The organism is Nocardia sp. CA-151230, from assembly GCF_050942175.1.
In the GTDB taxonomy this organism is placed as follows: domain Bacteria; phylum Actinomycetota; class Actinomycetes; order Mycobacteriales; family Mycobacteriaceae; genus Nocardia.
On record NZ_CP192061.1, the window covers coordinates 2,505,366 to 2,531,275 of the forward strand.

17 protein-coding genes and 1 pseudogene are annotated in these 25,910 nt (G+C 69.5%); 8 read left to right on the forward strand and 10 right to left on the reverse strand.

Translation table 11 applies throughout. The annotated features are described in order from the left end of the window. Positions 1 to 50: 50 nt before the first annotated feature. Positions 51 to 500, reverse strand: a complete 450-nt coding sequence (locus ACQP1O_RS11355; protein ID WP_433565772.1) for a hypothetical protein — start codon at positions 498 to 500, stop codon at positions 51 to 53. 146 nt (positions 501 to 646) lie between these two features. On the opposite strand from ACQP1O_RS11355, the gene dapA reads away from it, so the two are divergent. Both dapA and ACQP1O_RS11365 read left to right on the forward strand, forming a co-directional pair. Then, on the forward strand, positions 647 to 1,555 hold the full coding sequence (gene dapA, locus ACQP1O_RS11360) for a 4-hydroxy-tetrahydrodipicolinate synthase (RefSeq protein ID WP_433565773.1): 909 nt from the start codon (positions 647 to 649) through the stop codon (positions 1,553 to 1,555). Next, complete coding sequence (locus tag ACQP1O_RS11365) at positions 1,552 to 3,537, forward strand: ribonuclease J (RefSeq protein ID WP_433565774.1); 1,986 nt, start codon at positions 1,552 to 1,554, stop codon at positions 3,535 to 3,537. Before dapA ends, ACQP1O_RS11365 begins: the two co-directional genes overlap by 4 nt. A gap of 188 nt (positions 3,538 to 3,725) precedes the next feature. On the opposite strand, the gene ACQP1O_RS11370 is transcribed toward ACQP1O_RS11365, so the two are convergent. Together ACQP1O_RS11370 and ACQP1O_RS11375 are read right to left on the reverse strand one after the other, a co-directional pair. Further along, positions 3,726 to 4,286 (reverse strand): hypothetical protein, encoded by a 561-nt coding sequence (locus ACQP1O_RS11370; protein WP_433565775.1) that lies wholly within the window; start codon positions 4,284 to 4,286, stop codon positions 3,726 to 3,728. Between the two features lie 38 nt (positions 4,287 to 4,324). Then, positions 4,325 to 4,714 carry a DUF4189 domain-containing protein gene (locus tag ACQP1O_RS11375; protein ID WP_379398493.1) on the reverse strand — a complete coding sequence of 130 codons (390 nt, stop codon included), beginning with the start codon at positions 4,712 to 4,714 and terminating at the stop codon, positions 4,325 to 4,327. 247 nt (positions 4,715 to 4,961) lie between these two features. On the opposite strand from ACQP1O_RS11375, the gene ACQP1O_RS11380 reads away from it, so the two are divergent. The 3 genes from ACQP1O_RS11380 (at position 4,962) to ACQP1O_RS11390 (ending at position 11,376) form a co-directional block, all read left to right on the forward strand. Continuing rightward, a complete protein-coding gene (locus tag ACQP1O_RS11380; protein ID WP_433565776.1) occupies positions 4,962 to 5,579 on the forward strand; it encodes a TIGR03085 family metal-binding protein in 618 nt (205 codons plus the stop codon). Between the two features lie 126 nt (positions 5,580 to 5,705). After that, complete coding sequence (locus ACQP1O_RS11385) at positions 5,706 to 8,558, forward strand: BTAD domain-containing putative transcriptional regulator (protein WP_433565777.1); 2,853 nt, start codon at positions 5,706 to 5,708, stop codon at positions 8,556 to 8,558. Positions 8,559 to 8,775: 217 nt separating this feature from the next. Next, positions 8,776 to 11,376, forward strand: coding sequence for a DNA translocase FtsK (locus tag ACQP1O_RS11390; RefSeq protein ID WP_433565778.1), 2,601 nt, complete (start codon positions 8,776 to 8,778; stop codon positions 11,374 to 11,376). A gap of 4 nt (positions 11,377 to 11,380) precedes the next feature. Here ACQP1O_RS11390 and ACQP1O_RS11395 read toward each other — a convergent pair whose 3' ends face one another. Further along, positions 11,381 to 11,512, reverse strand: a complete 132-nt coding sequence (locus ACQP1O_RS11395; protein WP_433565779.1) for a hypothetical protein — start codon at positions 11,510 to 11,512, stop codon at positions 11,381 to 11,383. 227 nt (positions 11,513 to 11,739) lie between these two features. On the opposite strand from ACQP1O_RS11395, the gene ACQP1O_RS11400 reads away from it, so the two are divergent. Next, positions 11,740 to 13,236: an alpha/beta fold hydrolase gene (locus tag ACQP1O_RS11400; RefSeq protein WP_433565780.1), complete on the forward strand. Its 1,497-nt coding sequence runs from the start codon at positions 11,740 to 11,742 to the stop codon at positions 13,234 to 13,236. A 76-nt stretch (positions 13,237 to 13,312) separates the two neighbouring features. Further along, positions 13,313 to 14,542 (forward strand): acyl-CoA dehydrogenase family protein, encoded by a 1,230-nt coding sequence (locus ACQP1O_RS11405; protein WP_433565781.1) that lies wholly within the window; start codon positions 13,313 to 13,315, stop codon positions 14,540 to 14,542. An 8-nt stretch (positions 14,543 to 14,550) separates the two neighbouring features. Here ACQP1O_RS11405 and hutH read toward each other — a convergent pair whose 3' ends face one another. The 5 genes from hutH to hutU form a co-directional block, all read right to left on the reverse strand. Further along, positions 14,551 to 16,134: a histidine ammonia-lyase gene (hutH, locus tag ACQP1O_RS11410; RefSeq protein WP_433565782.1), complete on the reverse strand. Its 1,584-nt coding sequence runs from the start codon at positions 16,132 to 16,134 to the stop codon at positions 14,551 to 14,553. A 39-nt stretch (positions 16,135 to 16,173) separates the two neighbouring features. Next, complete coding sequence (locus ACQP1O_RS11415) at positions 16,174 to 17,601, reverse strand: amino acid permease (RefSeq protein WP_433565783.1); 1,428 nt, start codon at positions 17,599 to 17,601, stop codon at positions 16,174 to 16,176. Between the two features lie 117 nt (positions 17,602 to 17,718). Next, on the reverse strand, positions 17,719 to 18,678 hold the full coding sequence (gene hutG / locus ACQP1O_RS11420; RefSeq protein WP_433565784.1) for a formimidoylglutamase: 960 nt from the start codon (positions 18,676 to 18,678) through the stop codon (positions 17,719 to 17,721). Continuing rightward, positions 18,675 to 19,862 (reverse strand): imidazolonepropionase, encoded by a 1,188-nt coding sequence (hutI, locus tag ACQP1O_RS11425; RefSeq protein ID WP_433565785.1) that lies wholly within the window; start codon positions 19,860 to 19,862, stop codon positions 18,675 to 18,677. The genes hutG and hutI overlap by 4 nt, the downstream gene beginning before the upstream one ends. A 6-nt stretch (positions 19,863 to 19,868) precedes the next feature. After that, entirely contained in the window at positions 19,869 to 21,539 is a 1,671-nt protein-coding gene (gene hutU / locus ACQP1O_RS11430; RefSeq protein WP_433565786.1) for a urocanate hydratase, read from the reverse strand. 197 nt (positions 21,540 to 21,736) lie between these two features. On the opposite strand from hutU, the gene hutC reads away from it, so the two are divergent. After that, positions 21,737 to 22,492 carry a histidine utilization repressor gene (gene hutC, locus ACQP1O_RS11435; protein ID WP_433567652.1) on the forward strand — a complete coding sequence of 252 codons (756 nt, stop codon included), beginning with the start codon at positions 21,737 to 21,739 and terminating at the stop codon, positions 22,490 to 22,492. 4 nt (positions 22,493 to 22,496) lie between these two features. Here the strand turns inward: hutC and ACQP1O_RS11440 are convergent. Beyond that, positions 22,497 to 25,841 (reverse strand): annotated as a pseudogene (locus tag ACQP1O_RS11440) (NAD-glutamate dehydrogenase); the annotation flags it as partial. Positions 25,842 to 25,910 lie beyond the last annotated feature (69 nt).

A 25,910-nucleotide genomic window follows, 5' to 3' on the forward strand; every position in this document is an offset into this window, starting at 1 on the left:
TTACGGAGCGTCGCAGCTTGATCGGTCACGGAGCGTCGCAGCTTGATCGGTCACGGAGCGTCGCAGCGGCCCGGGCCGCCTCGCTTCATCTGGTCGCGCAGCGCGGACTGAACAGTGGTCGACAGCCACGAGTTCAGCGACTGCCCACTCTGCGCGGCCGCCTCCTCGGCACGGGCCTTGATCTGTTCCACCAGCCGCAGCGTCACCCGGCTGATGTCACCGGTGACCTCGTCGAAGGTGGGGTGTTCCTCCTCGCCCGCGGTCTTGCGCACATCGATATGGGCGTCGGTCCCGTCGACCGACACGTGCACCGTGCGGTCGGGGATAGTCGTGCTCACCTCGGCGGCCAGTTCCGAGAGCGCGGCCAGCAGGACCAGCCGGGCGGAGTTCTCGGTGGCGGCGGCCAGGGCGGCGGCCGTAGCCTGGGTTTTCTCATCGCCGAGCGCGGCGGCGGCAATCAGGTTCTCGCGCAGCTGGGCGGTGTATTTGTTGAGATCCATGACACCAGTGTGACGTCTTCATTGACGTCATTCAAGGAAACTTCTGGCGCCAGAAGTGGGCGCTTGACGCGAATCACCATCGCGCTGGGCACGGTTCGGGTATAACGATGCAAAACCCGTTCCGGCGAGGCTGTAGCCTTCTGACTATGACGAACGGTGAATCGACGCGAACCGAGCTGCACGCGTCCGGCACAGTAGGTGTCGCGATGGTGACCCCCTTTACCGCCGAAGGCAAGCTCGACGTCGATGCCGGTGTCGCGCTGGCCGCCCGCCTGATCGACAGTGGCGTCGATCTGCTCGCCATCTCCGGCACCACCGGGGAATCGCCGACCACCACCGAGTCCGAGAAGTTCGATCTGCTGCGCGCCGTCGTGGATGCCGTGGGCGACCGTGCCACCGTCATCGCGGGCGCCGGCACCTACGACACCGCGCACAGCATCGAACTGGCCCGCAACGCGCAGCGCGCGGGCGCGCACGGCCTGCTGGTCGTCACCCCGTATTACTCGCGTCCCAGCCAGGACGGCCTGTTCGCCCACTTCACCGCCGTCGCGGACGCGACCGACCTGCCGGTCACCCTCTACGACATTCCGCCGCGCTCGGTGGTTCCCATTGCCACCGACACCATTCGCCGGCTCGCCGAACACCCGCGCATCGTCGCGGTCAAGGACGCCAAGGGCGACCTGGGCGCCGGCGCCGAGCTGATCGCGGAGACCGGGCTCTCCTTCTACTCCGGCGACGACGTGCTCAACCTGCCGTGGCTGTCGGTCGGCGCGACCGGATTCATCAGCGTCATAGGCCATCTCGTGCCGGACCGCCTGCGCGCCCTGATCGACGCCTACCGCGCCGGCGACGTGGTGCGGGCACAGGAGATCAATGTGAGCATGGCCCCGCTGAACCGGGCCATGGCCCGCCTCGGCGGCGTCGCCATGACCAAGGGTTCGCTGCGCCTGCTCGGCGTCGAGACCGGGGAACCACGGTTGCCACAACTCATGCCGACCCAGGATCAACTCGACGAACTCGCGGTGGACCTGCGCGCGGCCGGGGTGCTTGCATGACCGGCCCCGCTCGTCGCCCCCGCCGCACCGCCAGCCGCGCCGCCGGTGCGCCCACCCCGGCTCCGGAGACTCCCGTGCAGCCCGCGCCGGCTCCGGCCCAAGCGGAACCCGCCGCCCAGGCGAGTACCGCTGCCGCGCCGCAGGAATCGGTGAAAGCCGCCGCCCCGCGCACGGAATCGGCTGCGGCCGAACCGGTTCGGGAGCGTGGCAGCCGTGGCGGCCGCGGCGGTGACCGCAGCCGGCGCGGCGGCGGCCGGTCCCGGCAGGGCGGCCGCGATCGCGAGCCGGCCCCGGCCCCGCGCGACCCGCACGCGATGGGCACCCCACCCAAGGCGCCCAAGGGCGGCCTGCGGGTGTTCGCGCTCGGCGGCATCGGTGAAATCGGCCGCAACATGACCGTTTTCGAGTACGACGGCAAGCTGCTGATCGTCGACTGCGGCGTGCTGTTCCCGGAGGATCAGCAGCCCGGCGTCGACCTGATCCTGCCCGACTTCGGTCCGATCGAGAACCGCATGGACGATATCGCCGCGGTCATCCTCACCCACGGTCACGAGGACCACATCGGCGCGGTGCCGTTCCTGCTGCGCCTGCGGCGCGACATTCCGGTCATCGGCGCGAAGTTCACCCTTGCGCTGGTTGCGGCCAAGTGCCGTGAACATCGGTTGCAGCCCAACCTGATCGAGGTCACCGAGGGCGAGCGCACCCAGCACGGCGGGTTCGACTGCGAGTACTTCGCGGTCAACCACTCGATCCCGGACGCCATCGCGGTGGCCATCCGCACGCCCGCGGGCATCGCGCTGCACACCGGTGACATCAAGCTCGATCAGCTGCCGCTCGACGGCCGCCTCACCGACCTGGCCGGTTTCTCCCGTCTCGGCGACGAGGGCGTCGACCTGTTCCTGGTCGACTCCACCAATGCCGAGGTGCCGGGCTTCGTCACGCCCGAGCGCGAGATCGGCCCGGTGCTCGACAATGTGATCGGCAAGGCCAAGGGCCGGGTCATCGTGGCCTCCTTCGCCTCTCACGTGCACCGCATCCAGCAGGTGGTGGACGTGGCGCAGCGCTACGACCGCCGGGTGTGCTTCGTGGGCCGGTCCATGGTCCGCAATATGCAGATCGCGCAGGACCTCGGTTACCTGGACATCCCGGACGGCCTGGTGGTCGATCTGGATCAGGCCGCCAACCTGCCGGTGCACAAGCTGGTGCTGATCTCCACCGGTTCGCAAGGCGAGCCGCTGTCGGCGCTGTCGCGCATGGCGCGCGGCGACCACCGCCAGATCAATATCCGCCCGGACGATCTGGTGGTGCTGGCCTCCTCGCTGATCCCCGGCAACGAGAACGCGGTTTTCGCGGTCGTGAACGGCCTGGCCCGCCTGGGCGCCACGGTCGTCACTCAGCAGAACGCGAAGGTCCATGTCTCCGGCCACGCTTCGGCGGGCGAGCTGCTCTACCTCTACAACGCGGTCCGTCCCACCAACGCCATGCCCGTGCACGGCGAGTGGCGGCACCTGCGCGCCAACGGCGCGCTCGCGGTGGCCACCGGCGTGCCCGAGGAGCGGGTCATCCTGGCGGAGAACGGCGTGGTGGTGGACCTGGTGGACGGCATCGCCTCCATCTCCGGCCGCGTCCCGGTCGGCCAGGTCTACGTGGACGGCCTCTCGGTCGGCGACGTCGGCGAGTCCACCCTCTCCGACCGCCTGGTCCTGGGCGAGGGCGGCTTCATCTCCATCAATGTCGCGGTCGACTCGGCCACCGGAAAGGCTGTCAGCACACCGGAGGTCAGCGGCCGCGGCTTCTCCGACGACCCCGAGGCGCTCTCCGGCGCTCAGGAACTCGTCGAGAACGAACTACACCGCCTGGCGGTCGAGGGTGTCACCGACACCCACCGCATCGCCCAGTCCGTCCGCCGCGTGGTGGGCCGCTGGGTGGCCGAGACCTACCGCCGCCGCCCCATGATCGTCCCCACGGTCATCGGCGTCTGACCCGGCGCGCAACCGAAAACCCAACCGCCCGAGCAGCATCCCGCTGCTCGGGCGGTTTCCTTTGTCGCACAGCCGAATCCGCTGCGAACACAGCTCCGCCCCCGACGGAGCTGCTGTCGGGGGCGGCAAAACTGGGCGGGTCTCCCGCCGGGGGGGTCCTCCGCCGGGGCGGGGAACTACAAGAGTTGCTACTTGTCCTGGCAGGCGGCCGAATCGAGCTTCGCGGCCTTGACGATGCTGCAGGCGTAGTTGTGGTCGATCTTCCAGTCGCTGCCGTCGACGACGAAGGAGACCGTGGCGTTCTGGACCGGCTTGCCGTCGATGGTGACGTCGGCGTCGGCCTTGAGCTTGCCGTTCGCCGGGTCGCCGACGTTGGTGATCTTGATGGTGACGTTGTTGGCCTTGGCGGCGTCGACCAGCTTCTGGGCCAGCTGCGGGTCGAGGGCGGCGTCCTCGATCCAGTCGGTCTTGGTCTTGGAGTCGATCGACGGGTCGAACGCCTTGGTGACCTTGTCGTTCAGTTCCTGCACGCTCGGCTTGGGCAGATCCGCGACCGTGGTGGGGGCGGGGGCCGCGCCGGTGATCTTGCCGTCGCCCTCGGTGCTGCCGTCGAACTTGCCGGCCGGGGCGGCCGCGGAGGTGGTGGACGCGGCCTTGGCGCTGTCATCGGACTTGCTGCAGGCCACCAGGCCGAAGGCCGAGGTGGCCAGCATCAGCGCGGCGGTGGCGCGAAAGATGGTGTGCTTCAACGAAATTCTCCCCGTTGTTTTGGAATGGCGCCGTCGGATTACAGCTGGTAGCCGGTGGTGCAGTTCCAGTGAATGATGGTGGCGTCGCCGGAGTTCCGGCCCAGCGCCTGGCTCTTGGCCGCGCTGCGCGAGGAGGCGGCGCCGAAGGTGTAGTAGCCGTCGCGCGACGAGTAGGCGATCGCGCCACAGCCGTTCGCGAAGCGCGCCACGATGTGGCAGTCGGCCTGGGGGCACGAGCTCATGGCGGCGTTCTGTGCCGAGGGGCTGTCGGAATAGTCGTAGGAGTAGCCGATATGACCGGTGGACGGCGACAGCGCGATGGCGCCGTAGTAGTAGTCCTGGTAGGCATTGGCCGGAGCCGCGGTCGCGGCCAGCAGGGAGCCTGCGGCCGCGACCATCACGGCTGCGCCGCTGACAATCTTCTTCAAAGTGTTGCCCTTCTTGTGCTTTCGGATCCACGACCCTATGGACCGAGGGATCAAGCTACCGATACGGAAAGGTTGACGCCAACCCGGATCTGTGTTTTGTGCGGTGTCCTCGAGCGGGGCGTCGCGGCCGGCCGCACTGCCACAACCGGAAGCCGCGATCATGATCAACTCCCGTCCTTATGGAGGACCGGGTGGTTCGCTTAACGCCGCCGTGCGCATTCGGACATCCCCGACTAAGGTTCCCCTTATGACTTTGGCTCAACGGGAGCGCCAGGCCCTGGTTCAGGCGATGGCCGAGGCCGGCCCGGACGCGCCCACCCTGTGCGGTGACTGGACGGCCCGAGACCTGGCCGCGCACTTGGTCGTCCGGGAGCGCCGCCCCGACGCCGCCCCCGGCATTCTGCTGAAGCCCTTCGCCTCCTATCTGGACAGCGTGCAGCGCAAGGTCACCCAGCGCCCGTTCGCCGACCTGCTCGACGAGGTGCGCAGCGGCCCGCCGCTTCTCCTGCGCCCGGTCGACTCGCTGATGAACACCACCGAGATGTTCGTCCACCACGAGGACGTCCGCCGCGCCGCGCCCGGCTGGGAGCCGCGAACGCTGTCCGCCGCCGATGAGAACCAGCTCTGGAAGGTGCTGACGGGCTTGGCGCGCATGGCATATCGCAAATCGCCGGTTACTGTCGCGCTCTCCACGCCCGACGGCCGCCGGACCGTCGCCCGCCAGGTCGGTGACCGCACCGTGGTGCTGGCCGGGCAGCCGTCCGAGCTGCTGCTGCACGCCTTCGGCCGCAATGCCGTTCGGCTCGAGGCCACCGGGGCCCCGGACGACGTGGCACTGGTGCACGCCCTCGACCGCAGCGTCTGACCTGCCCGCCGTCGCGACCGCCCGCCCGGCGGGAGTGGCAGCACGCCCACCGGTCATGAAACGATCACGCGTCGAGCGGTAGCTTGCGTCCTCGGCAGCGGCCCGTGTGTGATGAGGTGGTAGGCAATGTCTTGGCAACTGGCGGTTCTCGGACCGGTCGAGTTGACGGCCGATGGCGTGCCGATTCCGCCCATGCCGCCCAAACAGCAGGCGGCGCTGGCCATGCTGGCGTGTGCGCGCGGGCGCACGGTCTCGGTCGAAGAACTGGTGGACGGCATCTGGGGTGCCGAACGGCCGAGTTCGGCGGTGGGGGCGCTCCGGAATTACGCGTGGGCGCTGCGCAAGCATCTGGCCGCGCAGCAGTCCGTGCTGCTGTCCTCGGAAGCCCGCGGGTATCGCCTGGACGGGCCGCTGCACCTGGATGTCGACCGTATCGACCGGTTGCGCGGCGAGGCGGCCGAGGCGCGCGCCGCCGGCTGCCTGGAGACCGCCGACGCCGCGCTGCGTGACGCGCTGGGTGCCTGGCGCGGTGATCCGCTGACCGGCGTGCCCGGGCCGTGGGCCGCGGCGGAACGCGCACGGCTGCGGCGGCTGCATCGTGTCCTCACCGAGGATCTCCTCGAGCTCACCGTGCAGCGCGGCGACTTCTCGCACGCCATGGCCGAATTGGCCGCGCTCATCACCGGTGATCCGCACAGCGAGCGGCTGCGCGGGCTCATGATGACCGCGCTCTACCGGGCGGGCCGACGCACCGAGGCGCTCGAGGAATACCAGCGCATTCGCAGGCTGCTGGTGGCCGAGCAGGGCATCGAGCCGGGTCCGGCGCTGGCGGAGCTGCACCGCCAGATCCTGGCCGACGAGCTGCCCACCGTGGCGGCGGAGAGCGCGCCGATCGCCGTCATCGCACCCCGTCCGGCCCAATTGCCACCCGACACAGCCGATTTCACCGGCCGTCACGATCTGGTGCGGGAGTTGTGCGCCGTGCTCGGCGCGACCCGCCCGATCGTGGCCATCTCCGGGATGGGCGGGGTCGGCAAGACGGCGCTGGCTCTGCATGTGGCACACCGGATCCGGGACCTGTACCCGGACGGCCAGCTGTACGTGGATCTGTTCGGCGCGGGCGCGACGCCGGCCGAACCGGAGCACGTGCTGGGCGCTTTCCTGCGCGCGCTGGGCGTGGCGCAGAAGGAGATTCCGGTCGGCGTCGCCGAGCGGGCCGCGCTGTTCCGGTCCGCCAGTAGCGGCCGCCGCCTGCTGATCGTGCTCGACAATGCCTGCGACGCAGCGCAAGTCGCGCCGCTGCTGCCGGGGGAGCCCGGCTGCGCGGTGCTGGTGACGGCGCGCCGCCCGCTCACCGCCCTGCCCGGCGTGCGGTCCGCGGCCCTGACGGTGCTCGAACCCGAGGAGGCCGTCACCCTGTTCACCCGCATCGTCGGCGCGGTGCGAGTGGCGGCCGAACCCGACGCGGTGCGCCGCATCGTGGAACTGTGCGGTCTGCTGCCCATGGCGGTGCGCATCGTGGCCGCGCGGGTGGCGGCCCGGCCGCAGTGGACGGTGGTCTCCGAGGCGGACCGGCTCGCGGCCGAACGCCATGACCTGGACCGCTTCCGGGCCGGGGACCTGGCGCTGACGGCCGCCTTCCACGCGGGCTACGAGCAGTTGCCGCCGGACACGGCGCGCGCCTTCCGGCTGCTCGCCGTCGCCGATCTGCCCGAGCTCTCGCTGGCCGCCACCGCCGCGGTCCTCGACACCGTCGAATCGGTGGCCGAGGACCTGTGCGAGGAGCTGGTGGACCGCGGAATGCTGGAATCGGTCGGCCGGGGCCGCTACCACTATCACGATCTGATGCGCCTGTTCGCGCTCGGCCGTCCCGACCGCGAGCGCGAACTCGATGTCACCGCCCGCCTGCTCGACTACTACCTGGCCACCATGAAAACGGTACTGCGCGTGCGGCATCCGGGTCTGCGGCTGCGTCTCGCGCCCACCGGGCACCCCGGCACCCGCCTGGGTGATCTGGACTCGACCCGCGACTTCCTCACCATCGAGCGCCGCAATCTGGCCGCGGTCTATCGGCTGGCGGTCGCGGGGACGCCCCGGCATCGGGTGCTGGCGGCGGACCTGGCGCTGACCGTCGCCGAGACGGGGCTGGCCTGTGACGCCACCGTCGACCTGGTCAAGGTCCTCGAAGAGCTGGTGCAGGCCATCACCTCCGACGGCGACATCGTGGCCGCCCGCCGGGCCCGGCTGGCGCTGGTCTTCGCGCTGGCCGCGGAACTCGAAGAGCCGCACGGTGCGGCTGTGCACGTGCGCGGGCTGCTCGCCGACGATGATCCGGATATCGATCCCTGGACCTCCGGCGCGATTCAGGGGTTCGCGGGTGTGCTCGCCCTGCACGGCGGCGACCCGGCCCGCGCCACAACGCATTTCGCGACCGCCCTCACCTACTACCGTCGCGCCGACAGCTCCGAGTGCGTCCGCGTCGCGTATTCGCTGCTCGCCCGGGCCTATTCGGCGGCCGGCCGCAACCGCGACTCACTGGCCGCCGCGGCCCGCGCGGTGGTCGGCGACAACGAGTCCGGGGTGCGCCGCAATGTGGTGTGGGGCCTGACCGAGGCCGCCTGGATTCTCAGCAGCGAGGGCGATACCGACCGCGGCGCCCGTCTCTTCGACGCCGCCCTGGTCACCGCCCGCCGCTTCGGCAACACCCGCTTCGAGTCAGTGATCCACGCCCGGGCCGCGCGCGCCGACCTGGCCGCCGGCCGCTATGCCCAGGCCGCCGAGCACGCCGAACGCGCCGAAGCCACCCGGATCTCGGCCGGCGGAGCCGCCCACACCCACAATCTCCTGGTCCGCTACACGGCTCTGCGCCGCCTGGGCCGCACCCTCGACGCCGCCGAGTGCTACCGCACCGCCAGCACCCAGATCCCGGACTTCGACACCGCCCTCACCAGCTGGACCACCCTCCCCGCGACCCGCTGATCCAGCTCCCGCTGCAGGCCGTGGCGGTTTTCGGACGGGCGAATGCGCCGGTACAGCCGGGGACCGACGTAGTGTGACGGGTGGTTTCGTACCGCTTCGAGGCGGGTGATCCCGCCGTCGGCGCGGGTTTTCGGTTGTGAGCGCCACAGTTTCTGATTCGGGTGGGCCGGGTGTTGCGGATGGTCCGGGTGGTGCTGTTGCGGCTAGCCTGGGACGCATGGCAGGTAAGGCCCGCACCGGAACGTCACGTTCGCGAGCGGGGGCTACGCGGGGGCAGACTCCTGCACAGGCCCGCGCTCGCAGCCCACGCACCCCCGCGAAGGGGCGCGGGGGAGCGGGACGGAAGGCGCCGGCGCGGCGGCCCGCTCCGCGGCGTGGGTCGAATACCGCACCGCTCGCGGTGGTTCGGCGGGGCGTCACCAGCGGCTGGACCATGATGGCGCGGGGGCTGGGCGCGACGACGCGGGCGGTCAGCCGGGCCGGAGAGATCGAGCACGGGCATCGGCGCGACGGGATCGCGCTGGGGCTGGTGGCTTTCGCCTTCGTGATCGCGGCGGCCGTGTGGATGTCGGCCGGCGGTCCGGTCGGGCACTGGGTGGATGCCGTGGTGCGCGGGGTGGCCGGATCCGCCTCGGCGGCACTGCCGTTCGTGGCGGTGGCCATCGCGGTGATTCTGATGCGGACCGAGCCGCAGCCGGAGATCCGGCCCCGGCTGGTGCTGGGCGGTCTGCTGGCCGGGCTGCCGGTGCTGGGTCTGTGGCATCTGGCGGCGGGTTCGCCGTCCGACGCGCACGGTCGCGCGCATGCCGCCGGATTCGTCGGATATGTGGTCGGCGGTCCGCTGGGTGAGGGGCTGAGCGCCTTCCTGGCGGTGCCATTGCTCATGCTGGCCATAGGTTTCGGGCTGTTGCTGCTCACCGGCACCCAGGTGCGGGATGTGCCCGCCCGGCTGCGGGAGATCTTCGGCACCGGCGCGGGCGGCGACGAATACGAGAGCTACTCCGAGGAACACGGCCTCTACGACCCCGACAGCTATGACGCCGACGGCTTCCCGATGCACCGTCCCGAGGTGCGCAAGCGCCGCGGCCGCACCCCGTCGGAGAACTATCCGACCGACGAGTTCGCAGGTTCCGAGGCGACCACCGAGATCATCGGCGAGCCGCCGCTGCAGGACGCCAAGGACATCGCCGCGCCGGAGGAGAAGCCGAAGCCCAAGCCGCGCAAGGCCATCGCGAAGGTCGTCGACCAGACTCCGCCGCCGCCGGAGCCGCAGCAGCTGGAGTTCGTCACCGACCGCGAGGTGGACGGCGACTACACGCTGCCGTCGCTGTCGCTGCTCACCGACGGCGATCCGCCGAAGAAGCGCAGTGCGGCCAACGAATCCATGATCGAGGCCATCACCGAGGTGCTGGTCCAGTTCAAGATCGATGCCGCGGTCACCGGTTTCGTGCGCGGCCCGACGGTCACCCGCTACGAGGTGGAGCTGGGTCCCGGCGTGAAGGTCGAGAAGATCACCGCCCTGGCCCGCAATATCGCCTATGCGGTGGCGACCGAGAATGTCCGTCTGCTGGCGCCGATTCCGGGCAAGTCGGCCGTCGGCATCGAGGTGCCGAACGCGGACCGCGAACTGGTGCGCCTGGCCGACGTGCTGAAGGCCTCGAGCACCCGCAACGACCACCATCCGCTGGTGATCGGTCTGGGCAAGAACATCGAGGGCGAGTTCGTGGTGGCCAACCTGGCCAAGATGCCGCACCTGCTGGTGGCCGGTTCGACCGGTTCGGGTAAGTCCAGCTTCGTGAACTCCATGCTGGTCTCGCTGCTGTGCCGGGCCACCCCCGATGAGGTCCGCATGATTCTCATCGACCCCAAGATGGTGGAACTGACGCCCTACGAGGGCATTCCGCACCTGATCACCCCCATCATCACCCAGCCCAAGAAGGCCGCGGCGGCGCTGGCCTGGCTGGTGGAGGAGATGGAGCAGCGGTATCAGGACATGCAGGCCAGCAAGGTCCGCCATATCGACGACTTCAACCGGAAGGTGAAGTCCGGCCAGATCACCGCGCCGCTGGGCAGCGAAAGGGTCTACCGCCCTTACCCGTACATCCTGGCCATCGTCGACGAGCTGGCCGACCTCATGATGACCGCGCCGCGTGACGTCGAGGACGCCATCGTCCGCATCACCCAGAAGGCCCGTGCCGCAGGCATTCACCTGGTGCTGGCGACCCAGCGCCCGTCGGTGGACGTGGTCACCGGTCTGATCAAGACGAATGTCCCGTCCCGCCTGGCGTTCGCGACCTCCTCGCTGACCGACTCTCGCGTCATCCTGGACCAGCCGGGCGCGGAGAAGCTCATCGGTATGGGTGACGGCCTGTTCCTGCCCATGGGCGCGAGCAAGCCGACCCGTCTGCAGGGTGCGTTCATCTCCGACGAGGAGATCGCCGCCGTCGTCGACTTCGCGAAAACCCAAGCCGAACCGGATTATCAGGAGGGCGTCACCGCCGCCAAGGCCGGCGAGAAGAAGGACGTCGACCCCGATATCGGCGACGACCTGGACCTGCTGCTGCAGGCCATCGAATTGGTCGTCACCTCCCAATTCGGCTCCACCTCCATGCTGCAACGCAAACTCCGCGTCGGCTTCGCCAAGGCCGGCCGCCTCATGGATCTGATGGAGACCAGAGGGGTCGTCGGCCCCTCCGAAGGCTCCAAGGCCCGAGACGTCCTCATCAAACCCGACGAACTCGACGGCCTCCTCTGGACCATCCGAGGCGGCGACGGCGCGCCGCCCGCCTCGGATGACGCTGAGCTCGAAGGCCTTTAGCCGCTCACCCCTCGAGCGTGAGGGCCTGGCGGATGGTGAGGCGGCCCTGCGTCTGCATGAGCGAGCGGCGGTGGATCCGATGGGCGATGGCCACCGTGCCGTGCGCGGCACAGGCCATGATCGCCAGCGCGATCACCGGTTCCCGCCAGGCGGCGGTGCCGCGGCCAGGCGGCCGGACATGGCTACCGCCGAGACCAGGGGGTGAAGGATGGGATGCGGAGCGCGGTGCCGGAGAGGAAGATTCCGGCGGTGCGGTGTAGGGTGGCGGCTGATTCGATCACGCCCAGGGGGAGGGGCACAGTGATGGGTGGAGTGCGTTCGGCACGCTGGTTGCGGACGGCCGCCGTGGCCGCTTGCGGAGTGATGGCCACGGGGATCGCGCCGGTGGCGGCCGCCGATCCGGGCGGCGAATTGCTGTGGGGGCCTTGCCCGGTCGAGGCCAAGGCGGGGGAGGCCGAGTGTGCGAGCCTGTCGGTGCCGATGGATTACGCGGTGCCGGATGGGCGGCGTATCGACATCACGATCAGCCGGATTCCGGCGAGCGATCCGGTGCACAAGCGCGGGGTGCTGTTCGCTGGCCAGGGCGGGCCGGGTGCGGACGCGCCAGGTTTCTGGGCGCCACGGAACGTAACAGTGCCCGAACTGCATCGCGAGTTCGACGAGATCGCGGTGCAGCCGCGCGGGTTGCGGTGGGCGGCGCCACTGCAGTGCAAGACGACCACGGCGGTGATCATCCCGGTGACCGATCGATCCGCGTGTGAGAGTGCCGATCCCGGTTATCCGCGCACCATTACGACCGAGACCCTGGCACGGGACCTGGACCAGGCGCGGCAGGCGCTCGGTGTCGATCGGATCGACTTCTATGGTGGTTCGTACGGCACGTTCCTGGGGGCCGCGTACGCGACTCTGTTCGGCCCGCATGTCGATCACATGGTGCTGGATGGGAATGTGAATCCGCAGTGGGATTGGCGGGAGCAGTTCGCGCAGGGCTGGCAGGCACGGGAGGCGGGGTTCACCGAACTATTCGATTGGATCGCCGCCAACGACGCCGTCTACGGGTTGGGTGAAACCCGCAATGCTGTTGCCGCCGAATGGGTTCGGCAGGTTGATGCGCAGGGCGGCGGTTGGCTGGCCCGGCTCGATCCGGCGCTCGGCGGTGCGGGCGGTGCGCTCACCGCGCCGGGGCAGACACCTGGAACCGACGAAGTATCGGGGCGGATCGCGAATCTGGTGCAGACCGTGCGGCATCCGAGTGGCACGACCAGTCCGACCTATGCGGCTGCCTCGGCCGCGGTGTACTCGCGCAACCTGTGGCCGTACATGGCCGAGGGGATGCGACGGTACCGTGCCGACCCGCAGCACACCGAATTCCTCACCTATCTGACCAAGCGGACCGCCTTGGATCCGACCGGTCAGTGGATGTACGACGCGATCACCTGCAATGAGGACTCCGGCGCCCCGGATCCGGCCGCTGTCCCGGCCGCGATCGGTGACTTCGTCTCCGGCGCCGGCATTTTCGCGTTCTTCTCCCGGTTGCAGGCCGCGGGCGCATTCTGCGGAGCCTGGCCATCCTCGTCCGATCGAGTTCGCATCGACGGCGCCGGCCTCTCGACCCGCCCGCTGATCCTGCAGAGCACCCGCGACACCGCCACCCCCGCCGCCGGCGGCCCCGCCATGGCCGCCGCCCTGAACGGCACCCTGGTCTGGGTCGACGGCACCGACCACGGTTCGTTCGGCCGGGGCAACCCGCCTGTCGACGACGCGGTCGTCCGCTATCTCGAATCCGGCGACGTCACCGTCGCGTCGGCTCCGGCCGCCACCATCGCCACCCCCAACCCGCCCACGAAAGTCCCGGGCTGAGCTCCGCCACGCGCCAAGTAGAACGTGTTCTATATTCGGGGTAACCCTTTCCGGCGAGCCCTCGGGAGTTCACTACATGTACCAGTGGTCCGACGAAGACCTGATGTTCCGCGACGCCCTGCGCGGATTCATCGACAAGGAGATCAAACCCAACGTCGAGCAGCTGGAAAGTGGTGCGCTGCCGCCCTTCGACACCATCCGCAAGCTGTACGCGACCTTCGGCCTGGACGAGCTCGCCAAGGAGGGCCTGGAGAAGGCCTTTGCCAGGGAAGAGGGCAGCGCCGGGAACAAGCCGGGCAAGGCCGGCGGCGGGTTCAGCGGATCGGGCAGCATGGGAGTGATCCTCAACAGCGAGCTGGCCGGCATCAGCCTCGGCCTGGTCGCCTCGATGGGTGTGAGCCTCGGCCTCACCGTCGGCACCATTCGCAGCCGCGGCACCCTGGCGCAGAAGAAGCGCTGGCTGCCGGAGCTGGTCACCTTCGAGAAGGTCGGCGCCTGGGCGATCACCGAACCCGATTCGGGCTCCGACGCTTTCGGCGGCATGAAGTCCTACGTCCGCCGTGACGGCGAGGACTACATCCTCAACGGCCAGAAGACCTTCATCACCAACGGCCCCTACGCCGATGTCACCGTCGTCTACGCCAAGCTGGACGAGGAGGACGGCACCGACCGCCGTGACCGCAAGGTGCTGACCTTCGTGCTGGACAAGGGCATGCCGGGCTTCACCCAGAGCAAGCCGTTCAAGAAGATGGGCATGAACTCCTCGCCTACCGGCGAACTGTTCTTCGACAATGTCCGCATCACCCCCGACCGGCTGCTCGGCGAAACCGAGAATCCGGCCAAGGGCGACGGAAAGGACAGTGCCAAGGAGTCTTTCGCCGCCGAGCGCATCGGCATCGCCTCGCTGGCGTTGGGCATCATCAACGAATGCCACCGGCTCAGTGTCGATTACGCCAAGTCACGCAAGTTGTGGGGCAAGGAGATCGCCCAGTTCCAGCTCATCCAGCTCAAGCTGGCCGAGATGGAGATCGCGCGAATCAATGTGCAGAACATGGTGTTCAACGCCATCGAGCGCACCGCGGCGGGCGAGAAGGTCTCCCTCGCCGAGGCCTCGGCCATGAAGCTGTACTCCTCGCGCGCGGCCACCGAGGTCGCCATGGAGGCCGTGCAGCTCTTCGGCGGCAACGGCTACATGGCCGAGTACAAGGTGGAGCAGCTCGCCCGCGACGCCAAGTCGCTCATGATCTACGCGGGCAGCAACGAAATTCAGGTCACCCACATCGCCAAGGGCCTGCTCGGCGGGTAACCCCGCGCTCAGGACAGCGGGCCCACCACGGATTCGGCGCCGGCCAGCAACTCGCCCGAGGCCGCCAGCTGCACGACCGCTTCGATCTCCGGCGCCAGGTAGCGGTCGGCGCCCGGTCCCTCGACCACCTCGCGAATCCGGTCGCGGACCGCGCCGGTCGCGGGGGACGGTTCCAGCGGAGCCCGCAGATCCAGGGCGCGGGCCGCGGTGAGGGCCTCGATGGCCAGCACCCGGGTCAGGCCGTCGATGGCGCGGCGCAGCTTGCGAGCCGCCGACCAGCCCATCGACACGTGGTCCTCCTGCATCGCCGAGGAGGGGATCGAGTCCACGCTGGCGGGCGCGGCCAGGCGCTTGAGCTCGGAGACGATCGCGGCCTGCGTGTACTGGGCGATCATGTGGCCGCTGTCGACGCCGGGATCGTCGGCCAGGAACGGCGGCAGGCCGTGGTTGCGGGCCCGGTCCAGGAAACGGTCGGTGCGGCGCTCGCTGATGCTGGCCACATCGGCGACCACGATGGCCAGGAAGTCCAGCACGTAGGCCACCGGCGCGCCGTGGAAGTTGCCGTTGGACTCCACCCGGCCGTCGAGGGTGACCACCGGATTGTCCACGGCGCTGGACAGTTCGTAGGACGCGATCCGTTCGGCATGCGCGAGGGTGTCGCGCGCGCCGCCCGCGACCTGCGGGGCGCAGCGCAGCGAGTAGGCGTCCTGCACCACCGTGCAGTCGGGGGTGGCGTGGCTGGCCACGATGCCCGAATCCTGCAGCAGCCGAACCATATTCGAGGCGGCGAGCGCCTGACCCGGCTGCGGGCGCAGGGCCTGCAGGTCGGCGGCGAACACCTTGTCGGTGCCCATCAGGCCCTCGACGCTCATCGACGCGGTCACATCGGCCAGACGGAGCAGCCCGCGCAGGTCGTGGCAGGCCAGCACGAGCATGCCGAGCATGCCGTCGGTGCCGTTGATCAGCGCCAGGCCCTCCTTCTCGGCGAAGACCACCGGCTCGAGGCCGGCCGCGGCCAGCGCCTGCGCGGCGGGCATGAGCGTGCCGTCCGCATCGCGGACCATGCCCTCACCCATCACCGCGAGGGCGACGTGCGCCAGCGGCGCCAGGTCGCCGGAACAGCCGAGGCTGCCGTACTCGTGCACGACCGGCGTGATCCCCGCCGACAGCAGCGCCGCGTACGCCTGGGCGACCTCCACACGCACGCCGGTCCGGCCGGTCGCCAGCGTGGACAGCCGCAGCAGCATCAGCGCGCGAATCACCTCACGCTCGACCTCGGCCCCGGAGCCGGCCGCGTGGGAGCGAACCAGGCTGCGCTGCAACTGAGTTCGCAGTTCCAGTGGAATGTGGCGGGTGGCGAGCGCCCCGAAACCGGTCGATACGCCGTAGACCGGCTTCGGGTCCGCCGCCAGCGCCTCGATCCGGGTCCGGCTCGCGGCGATCACGGTGAGCGCATCCTCCGACAGCCGCACGGTGGCATTGCCACGGGCGACCCGGACCACGTCCTCGGGGGTGAGGGCGCCGACGCCGACTTCGACGTCGCCTGCTGCCGAGGTGTGCTCTTCGGAAAGCCGGAGGGTGTTCGAGCTCATCGCGATGTTGTCCAATCTGCGGTTGATAGAGGTCTGCGGTCAGAGAAGGTCTGTGGCCAGTGCGGGGTTGATCCCCGGCGCCTGGTCCGCGGGGGCCACCGGGGCGGGTTCGGTTGCGGGCCGGCACCACAGCCGGTAGGCCGCGGCGAGCAGAGCCAGCCACACGGCTCCGACGACGAGCGCCACCCGGGTGTCGGCGTCGAAGGCGAGCAGGGCGATCACGAAGGTCAGGCCCGCGATGGCGAAGATCGGCAGGTAGGGCCACAGCGGCACCGGGAACTTCAGCTCGGCCGCCTCTTCCGCGCTCATCTGCCGGCGCGAGCGGAAGTGGGACACCAGGATCATCAGCCAGACGAAGACCGTGGCGAAGGTGGCGATGGAGGCGATGACCACGAAGACCCGGTCCGGGATCAGGTAGTTGAGCATCACGCCGACCAGCAGCGCCGACACCATGATCACGACCGTCATCCACGGCACACCGTTGCGCGAGACCCGCCGCATCGCGGCCGGGGCCTGCCCGCGCAGGGCCATTCCGTACATCATCCGGCCCGCGCCGAAGATATTGCTGTTGATGGCCGACAGCGCGGCCGTGATCACCACGACGTTCAGCACGGTCGCCGCGGACCCCAGGCCCAGGCTCTTGAAGATCTGCACGAACGGGCTGCCCTCGTCGCCGATCTGGTTCCACGGTGTGACGGCCATGATGACGGTCAGGGTCAGGACGTAGAACAGCATGATCCGTGCGGGGACGGTGTTGATCGCCCGCGGAATCGTCCGCTCGGGATCCTCCGCCTCACCCGCGGTGACGCCGATGATCTCCGAACCGCCGAACGCGAACATGACGATCGCGAAGCACCCGAGGAAGCCGCCCACGCCGTTGGCGAAGAATCCGCCGCCGGTGTGCAGGTTGGACAGGCCGGTGCTGGTGTCATGGATGCCGAATCCCCAGATCAGCACGGCGGTTCCGCCCGCGATCATGGCGATGATCGCGACCACCTTGATCAGGCTGAACCAGAACTCGAGCTCGCCGAACACCTTGACATTGAGCAGGTTGATCGCGCCGATGAAGAAGACGATCGACAGCACCCAGATCCACCGGGGGACATCCGGGAACCAGAACCCCATGTAGACCCCGAAGGCGGTGGTGTCGGCCAGCAGCACGATGACCATCTCGAAGATGTAGGTCCAGCCGGTCATGAATCCGGCCAGTGGACCGATGTGCTGGCTGGCGTACTCGCCGAACGAACCGGACACCGGGTTGCGGACCGCCATTTCGCCCAGCGCCCGCAGCACGATGAAGATCACTGCGCCGCCGATCAGGTAGGCCAGCAGCACCGAAGGGCCGGCCTGTTTGATCGCCTCGGCCGATCCGTAGAAGAGGCCGGTGCCGATGGCCGAACCGAGTGCGATGAATCGGATGTGGCGGGCGGTGAGACCCCGGGTCAGGGTCGAGGAGATGTCTTTCACGGATCGGACTCCCTGGTGTTGTTCATAACGCAGCCCGACAGGGATTGTGAGTGCGTTCACATATGTATAGGGCTGTCTATACAACTGTGTCAAGAGTGTCTAGTTACACAACGGCAACTAATCTAGTCGGCCGTCGCGCCGAGTCACGATCCGGTGGATCAGCCGAGCGGCGGTGCGCGCGGTCCGGTGGTCGATATCGAGCTCCGGATTCAGCTCCGCCACATCCAGCAGTGCCAGCTTGCCGCTGCTCGCGACCAGGTCACACACCCGCTCGATCACCTCGAGCGGCACACCGTACGCGGCCGGAGCGCTGACGCCCGGCGCGACCGGTGCGGGCAGCACATCCAGGTCAATGGTCAGATACACGACATCGACGGTGGCCAGGAACTCCTCGACGAAACCCCGCACGCCGGTCATATCCACCGCGGTGCAGTCCTCGTCGAGCCGATAGCGCACTCCCAGCGCCGCGGCCGTGTCGAACAGTGCCACGGTGTTGCTCGGCTGCGAGATGCCGAGCACCGCATAGTTGAGCACCCGCCCGGCTGCCGCCTCGTCCTCGGCCATCTGCCGGAACGGTGTCCCGGAACTGGGCGTCGGGTCGGCGCGTAGATCGAAATGGGCATCGAGGTTGAGCACGCCCAGTCGCGCCCCGTGCGCGACCGCGGCCGCGGAGGCGATGCCGAGATAGCTGGCGTAGGCGACCTCGTGCCCACCTGCGAGCACCGTCACGAAATGCCCGCCGTCGAGCAATTCGGTGACCACCGCGCCCAGACGCCGCTGCCCGGATTCGAGATCCCCGTCCTCGACCGTGACGTCACCGGCGTCCATGACGCGTGCCGGGCGGGGTAGCGCCATGGACGACAGTGCCTGCCTCAGGGCGGCCGGGCCGGCGGCAGCTCCGGTCCGCCCCTTGTTGCGACGGACCCCCTCATCGCTGCGGAAGCCGACCAGAACGCTTGCCCCGGGCGGGATTCCGGGGGTGAACGGGGATATCGCGCTGTGCCAGCGCAGATGTGCTGGGCCCGGGCCGTCGTCGCGACCGGACCAGGGGGCGGGCGGATGATCGACAGCGGTCACAGCCGGTGTCCGTCCTTCCAGATCTCGCGCACCAGCGCCACCCCCGGCCGGTATGCCAGGTACAGGTGCGAGGGTGCGTCCAGTGCGATCAGATCGGCGCGCGCGCCGACCCCGATGTGCCCGATATCGTTGCGCCGCAAGGCCGCCGCGCCGCCCGCGGTCGCCGCCCACACGGCTTCGTCCGGGCTCATGTGCATTTCGCGTACGGCCAGCGCGATGCAGAACGGGATGCTCGTGGTGTAGCAGGTGCCCGGATTGCAGTCGGCGGCGAGCGCGACGGTCACCCCGGCGTCGATCAGCGCCCGCGCGTCGGGATATTTGTTGCGCGTGGAGAAGTCGGCTCCCGGCAGCAGGGTGGCGACCGTGCTGCTCGCCGCCAGCGCCTCGATGTCCTCGCCGGTGGTGTAGGTGACGTGATCGACCGAGGCCGCGCCCAGCTCGGCCGCCAGCTGGACGCCGGCGCCGTAGCTGAGCTGGTTGCCGTGCACCCGCGGCGTGAGCCCCGCCGCGATGCCGGCCTCGAGCACGGCACGCGACTGGTCGGCGTCGAAGGCGCCCTCCTCGCAGAAGACGTCGATCCAGGCGGCGTGCGAGGCGCAGGCGGGAATCATCTCGTCGATGATCAGCCGCACGTAATCGTCGGTGCGCCCGGCGAATTCCGGCGGCGTGACATGCGCTGCCAGCAGGGTCGTCTCCGACGTGTGCCGGGCGGCGATCTCGAGGCTCCGCAACTCGTCGGCAACGGTCTGCCCGTAGCCCGACTTCGTCTCGATCGTGGTGGTTCCGGTCCGCAGGGCCTCGGTGACCAGACGGGCGACATTGGCGCTCAGCGCCGTGTCGGTGGCGGCCCGGGTCGCGGCGATGGTCGTCCGGATGCCGCCCGCGCTGTAGGGCGCGCCCGTCATACGGGCCGCGAATTCCTCCGACCGCTCACCGCCGAACACCAGATGCGCGTGGCTGTCGACGAATCCGGGCAGGGCGGCGCGACCTTCCAGGTCCACGCGGGTGCCGGCGCTGCCCTCGGGCAGGCGCGACCGCGGGCCGACCCACTGGATCAGGCCGTCGCCGAGTACCACCGCGGCATCCCGGATCACGCCGAGCGGGCCCGCGCCGATCTCGGGATCATTGGTCACCAGGGCGCCGATATTGTCGATGACCGTCCACTGCCCGGATTCGTTCCGCATGTGAGTTCAGTTCTCCTGCATCGGGATTCGGACGCCGCGCGTGGCGGCGACATCGGCCGCGTGCTGGTAGCCGGCATCGACGTGGCGGATCACGCCCATGGCGGGATCGTTGGACAGCACCCGCTCGAGCTTGCGGGCGGCCAGTTCGGTGCCATCGGCGATGCACACCTGCCCGGCGTGGATGGAACGGCCCATGCCCACTCCGCCGCCGTGGTGGATCGACACCCATGATGCCCCGGACGCGGTGTTGACCAGGGCATTGAGCAGCGGCCAGTCGGCGATGGCGTCGGAGCCGTCGGCCATGGCCTCGGTCTCGCGGTAGGGGGAGGCCACCGAACCGGAGTCCAGGTGGTCACGGCCGATGGCGACCGGCGCGGACAGTTCCCCGGAGGCGACCATCTCGTTGAACTTCAGTCCCGCCCGGTGGCGTTCGCCGTAGCCGAGCCAGCAGATGCGGGCGGGCAGGCCCTCGAAGTGGACCTTCTCCCCGGCCATGGTGATCCAGCGCGCGAGGTGCTCGTTCTCCGGGAACAACTCGAGGATGGCCTTGTCGGTGGCGGCGATGTCCTTCGGGTCGCCGGACAGGGCGGCCCAGCGGAACGGGCCCAGGCCCTCTTCGAACAGCGGCCGGATGTAGGCGGGCACGAATCCCGGGAATTCGAAGGCCCGCTCGTAACCGCCCTTGCGGGCCTCGTCGCGGATGGAGTTGCCGTAGTCGAACACCTCGGCGCCGGCGTCCTGGAAGCCGACCATGGCCTCGACGTGGGCGGCCATGGACTTGCGGGCCTCGGTGGTGAACCAGGCGGGATCCTCGGCGGCCCGGCGGTGCCAGTCGGCCACGTCGACGCCGATCGGCAGGTAGGACAGCGGGTCGTGGGCCGAGGTCTGGTCGGTCACGATGTCGATCGGCGCGCCCATGGCGAGCAGGCGCGGGAAGATCTCCGCGGCATTGCCGACCACGCCGATGGACAGCGGTTCCCGCGCGTCGCGCTTCTGGACGGCCAGTTCCAGTGCGGCTTCGAGGCTTTCGGCCTTGGTGTCGAGGTAGCCGTGCGCGATGCGGCGATCGATGCGGGTGACGTCGACGTCGACGCACAGCGCCACGCCGTCGTTCATGGTCACCGCGAGCGGCTGCGCGCCGCCCATGCCGCCAACGCCGGCGGTCAGGGTGATGGTGCCGGCGAGGGTACCGCCGAACCGCTTGCGCGCCACCGCGCCGAAGGTCTCGTAGGTGCCCTGGAGGATGCCCTGGCTGCCGATGTAGATCCACGAGCCCGCGGTCATCTGGCCGTACATCATGAGGCCCTCGGCCTCGAGCTTGCGGAACTGCTCCCAGTTGGCCCAGTCGCCGACGAGGTTGGAGTTGGCCAGCAGGACGCGCGGCGCCCATTCGCTGGTGCGCATCACGCCGACCGGCTTGCCGGACTGAACCAGCAGCGTCTCATCGTCTTTCAGGGTGGTCAGCGTGCGCACGATGGCGTCGTAGGCATCCCAGCTGCGGGCGGCGCGGCCGGTGCCGCCGTAGACGACCAGATCGTCGGGTCGCTCGGCGACCTCGGGGTCGAGGTTGTTCATCAGCATGCGCAGGGCGCCCTCCTGCTGCCAGCCGAGGCAGTTCAGTTCGGTGCCGCGCGGCGCACGGACCGGGCGGGGGCCGGACGTGGGTTTGGTGGTCATCGGGACTCCTGTGTATGGGCTGATCGTGACGCCCATAACACCCCGGATTCGACGCCTGGAACAGCGTCGGCGCGAGAGATTCTCGGATCCGAGACACCTCGCCGATGCGGGGCGGCGCCGGAGCGCCGATACACTTGGGCCCGAACGGGCGGGTGTCCACCGACGGGCAGGATGTGGAACAGGTGACGAATGTGGCGATGGACGAGGTGGATATCGCGTCGCTGTATCGGGCTCGCGGCCGTGGAGCAGCCCCGGCGTATCAGCGCGTCAAGGATCTGATCACCGAGCAGATCGTCTCGGGGCGCTGGCGGGAAGGCGAGCTGCTGCCGTCGGAGAATCAGCTGGTCGGTGCGCTGGGATTGTCTCGCATGACGATCAATCGCGCGCTGCGGGAGCTGAGCGCGGACGGTCTGGTGGTCCGGCTGACCGGTGTCGGCACGTTCGTGGCCGAGCGGAAGGTCAGTTCGGCGCTGGTCGAGGTGCGCAATATCGCCGACGAGATCGGGGACCGGGGCCACCGGCATCGGGCCGAGGTGGTGTCGCTGGAGCAGCGCCCGGCGGATTCGGTGATCGCGCAGGATCTCGGCGTCGCCGAGGGCAGCCCCGTATTCCATTCGAAGCTGGTGCATTTCGAGGACGGACTGCCGATCCAGCTGGAGGATCGCTTCGTGAATCCCGAGTTCGCGCCGCGCTATCTCGAGCAGGATTTCACGACCACGACGCCCAACACGTACCTGGTGTCGGTGGCTCCGCTCGGTCGTGGCGAGCATGTGGTGGAGGCGGTGCTGCCGACCCCCGACGAGTGCGCCCTGCTCGGGCTGACCGAGTCGGAGCCGTGTCTGCTGATCCGCCGTCGCACGTGGTCGGAGGATCGGCTGGTCAGTTCGGCGCGGCTGCTGCATCCCGGTTCCCGCTACCGGCTCGCGGGAACCTTCGACGCGCAGACGTCCTGAGGAATTACCCCGTGCGGACCAGGCCGCGGATCTGACGCACCGCCACGGACATGGCGGCGACGTCGGCCGCCGGACCCTCGAGGATTTCGGTGAGGGTGGCGCTGGTCCGGTGGATCCGGGTGGCGTTGCGGGTCGCCCACCGGGCGATGGTGTCGGCGGGCGGCTCGGCGGGGTCGGGCCGGTCCGCCAGCAGCGCCAGGCACAGCAGGCGCAGGGATCCGTACAGGTCGTCGCGCAGGGCCAGGCGGGCCATCGAACCCCAGCGGTCCTCGGTGGACAGTCGCGAAACCGATTGCAGCAGGCGCACTGTGCCCAGATGCTGGCTCAGCGCGTAGTACAGCCCGGCCACGTCGGCCACCTCGTGACCGCCCGCGTCGGCGACCTCGATGATGTCGAGCAGCCCGAACTGGTCGAGCAGCAGGTGCACCCGAGCTGCCAGCTCGTGCGGTACCCCGGCGTCGATCGAGTCCGCGATCCGGCCGTGCAGGTCCGCCAGTTCACGGTCGCGCAGCCATTCCGGGACCAGATGTGCGTGTGCCGCCAGCCGCGGGGCGAATCTGCCCGCCTCGGTGGCGATGTCGAGCGGCTGGGGGCGGTTGGCCAGCAGCCAGCGCACCGCCCGGTCGAGCACCCGCTGCGTGGTGCGGACGAGTCCATTGGTCACCGCCGCCGGCAGTCCACTGGTGGCGATGTCGTCCCAGAGGCGGTGCAGTCCGAAGACCCGGGTGGCGACGAGATAGGCGCGCACCACATCCGCCCCGCCGGCGGCGGAGTCTTCGGCCAGCCGGAAGACGACACTGATTCCGCCATGGTCGATCACATCGTTGGCGAGCTGTGTCGCCACGATCTCGCGGTGCAGCGGGTGCTCGGACACGCTGTCGCCGAAGCGTTCTCGCAGTGAGGCGGGAAAGTAGGCGAGCAGGTGATCGTGCAGCGCGGGGTCGTCGGGCAGGTCGCCGGCGAGCAGTTCGTCCTTGATCGCGAGTTTGGCGTGCGCCAGCAGGGTCGCCAGTTCCGGGGAGGTCAGACCGCGGCCGCTGTCGGCGCGCCGGGTGAGCTCGTTCTCGTCGGGCAGTGCCTCCAGGGCCCGGACCAGTCCGCGCCGGGCCTCCAGCTGCGCGATCATGCGGGCGTGCACGCCGATGCGGGCGGCCGCGTCGGCGCGGCTCACGCCCAGGACCCGGTTCTGGGAACGATTGTCCCGCAGGACGATCCGGCCCACCTCGCCGGTCATATCGGCCAGCAGCCGGTCGCGTTCGGCCCGGTCCACCCGGCCCGCCGACATCATGCCGTCCAGCAGAATCTTGATGTTCACTTCATGGTCGGAGCAGTCGACCCCGGCCGAATTGTCCAGGGCGTCGGTGTTGATTCTGCCTCCGCCGCAGGCGTATTCGATGCGGCCGCGCGCGGTGAATCCGAGGTTGCCGCCCTCGCCGACCACGGTGGCCCGCACGTCGGCGGCGTTCACCCGCACGCCGTCGTTGGCCTTGTCGCCGACGTCGGCGTGCGATTCGGCGGCGGCCTTGACGTAGGTACCTACGCCGCCGTTCCACAGCAGGTCGACGGGTGCGCGCAGGATCGCGCGGATCACCTCGTTCGGTGGCGCCGCCGTCACCGACTCCGGAAGCCCCAGCGCCGCACGGGCTTCGGGACCGAGCGGCACCGATTTCGCCGATCGCGGCCACACCCCGCCGCCGGCGCTGATGAGGGTGGGATCGTAGTCCGCCCATGACGAGCGGGGCAGTTCGAACAGGCGCCGGCGTTCGCCGTAGGAGAGCGCTGCCCGCGGCTGCGGGTCGAGGAAGATGTGCCGGTGGTCGAACGCGGCGACCAGCCTGATGTGCTCGCTGAGCAGCATGCCGTTGCCGAAGACATCGCCGCTCATGTCGCCGATCCCGGCCACCGTGAAATCGGCGGTGCTCGTGTCGCGGCCCATTTCGTGGAAGTGGCGTTCGACGCTCTCCCACGCGCCGCGGGCGGTGATGCCCATCGCCTTGTGGTCGTAGCCGACCGATCCGCCCGAGGCGAACGCGTCGCCGAGCCAGAAGCCGTAGCCCGCCGCGACATCGTTGGCGATATCGGAGAAGGTCGCGGTGCCCTTGTCCGCGGCCACGACCAGGTAGGTGTCGTCGCCGTCGTGGCGGACGACGTCGCGGGCCGGGAGCACGGCTCCCGTGGCCGCGTCGATATTGTCGGTGACGTCGAGCAGGCCGGCGATGAACTGCCGGTAGCAGGCGATGCCCTCGGTCAGGTGGGCGGTACGGTCGGCCGTGTCGTCGCCGGTGGGCCGCGGGGGTTGTTTGACGACGAATCCGCCCTTGGCGCCGACCGGCACGATGACGGCGTTCTTCACCGCCTGCGCCTTGACCAGTCCGAGGACTTCGGTGCGCAGGTCCTCCTTGCGGTCCGACCAGCGCAGGCCGCCGCGCGCCACGGCGCCGAACCGCAGATGCACGCCCTCGACCCGGGGCGAGTAGACGAAGATCTCGAATCGTGGCCTGGGATGAGGGAGTTCGTCGATACGCTGCGGGTCCAGCTTGATCGACAGTGCCGTCGCATTGCCGTCGCGCACGAAGTAGTTGGTGCGCAGTGTGTTTCGCACCAGCGTGGTGAGGGCGCGCAGAATGCGGTCCGCTTCGAGCCCGACGACCCGGCCGATGGCGTCGTTCAGCCGGTCGGTCACGTCGGCCTCGGCGGCCGCGGTGTTCCCGTCCGGCGCGAACCGCGCGTGGAACAGGTCCGTCAGCAGCCGCGCGGATTCGGGATGTGCGGCAAGGACTTCCGCGATCCGCTCCGGGCTGTACGGGAATCCGCTCTGCCGCAGGTACTTCGCGTACGCCCGCAGTACCGACACCGGACGCCAGGCCAATCCCGCGCCCAGCACCAGGCGGTTGAAGGTGTCGCTCTCGGCGTCGCCCCGCCAGGCGGCGGCGAAGGCTTCGGTGAAGCGGGTGTGCGTGCCGTCGTCGGAGGCCGGTTCGCTGTCGAAGGCCAGGCCGAAGTCGTATATCCAGCATTGGTTTCCGGCCGAATCGTCGACCGGGTAGGTGCGTTCGTCCAGGACTTCCACGCCGAGGGACTGGATGACCGGCAGGATGCGGCTGAGCGACACGGCCGCACCGGCGATGTAGAGCGTGAGTCGCAACCGTCCGCGCGCCCGTCCGGTGGGTGGGTGCAGGGCCACGTCGCACGAGTCGGGGTGCAGCGTTTCGATGCGGGCGATGTCGGCGGCGGCCCGGCCGGGGTCGAAGTCGTGTTTGTACCACTCGGGCAGGGACCGGGAGTACGCCTTCGCCAGGGTGTGATCTGCCATGCGTGCGTAGAGGTCGTCGTCCCAGTCCTGCGTCATTGTCGGAAATCTCCCCATTGCGGCGGTTGTATATACAACAACATACAACCACTGTGAGGGGTCTCACAA

Coding starts and splice junctions, on each gene's coding strand:
- ACQP1O_RS11355 (WP_433565772.1), bottom strand. CDS start 500: ATGGATCTCAACAAATACACCGCCCAGCTGCGCGAGAACCTGATTGCC.
- ACQP1O_RS11390 (WP_433565778.1), top strand. CDS start 8,776: ATGGCAGGTAAGGCCCGCACCGGAACGTCACGTTCGCGAGCGGGGGCT.
- hutH (WP_433565782.1), bottom strand. CDS start 16,134: ATGAGCTCGAACACCCTCCGGCTTTCCGAAGAGCACACCTCGGCAGCA.
- ACQP1O_RS11385 (WP_433565777.1), top strand. CDS start 5,706: ATGTCTTGGCAACTGGCGGTTCTCGGACCGGTCGAGTTGACGGCCGAT.
- hutI (WP_433565785.1), bottom strand. CDS start 19,862: ATGCGGAACGAATCCGGGCAGTGGACGGTCATCGACAATATCGGCGCC.
- ACQP1O_RS11365 (WP_433565774.1), top strand. CDS start 1,552: ATGACCGGCCCCGCTCGTCGCCCCCGCCGCACCGCCAGCCGCGCCGCC.
- hutU (WP_433565786.1), bottom strand. CDS start 21,539: ATGACCACCAAACCCACGTCCGGCCCCCGCCCGGTCCGTGCGCCGCGC.
- ACQP1O_RS11405 (WP_433565781.1), top strand. CDS start 13,313: ATGTACCAGTGGTCCGACGAAGACCTGATGTTCCGCGACGCCCTGCGC.
- dapA (WP_433565773.1), top strand. CDS start 647: ATGACGAACGGTGAATCGACGCGAACCGAGCTGCACGCGTCCGGCACA.
- hutC (WP_433567652.1), top strand. CDS start 21,737: ATGGACGAGGTGGATATCGCGTCGCTGTATCGGGCTCGCGGCCGTGGA.
- ACQP1O_RS11380 (WP_433565776.1), top strand. CDS start 4,962: ATGACTTTGGCTCAACGGGAGCGCCAGGCCCTGGTTCAGGCGATGGCC.
- ACQP1O_RS11400 (WP_433565780.1), top strand. CDS start 11,740: ATGGCCACGGGGATCGCGCCGGTGGCGGCCGCCGATCCGGGCGGCGAA.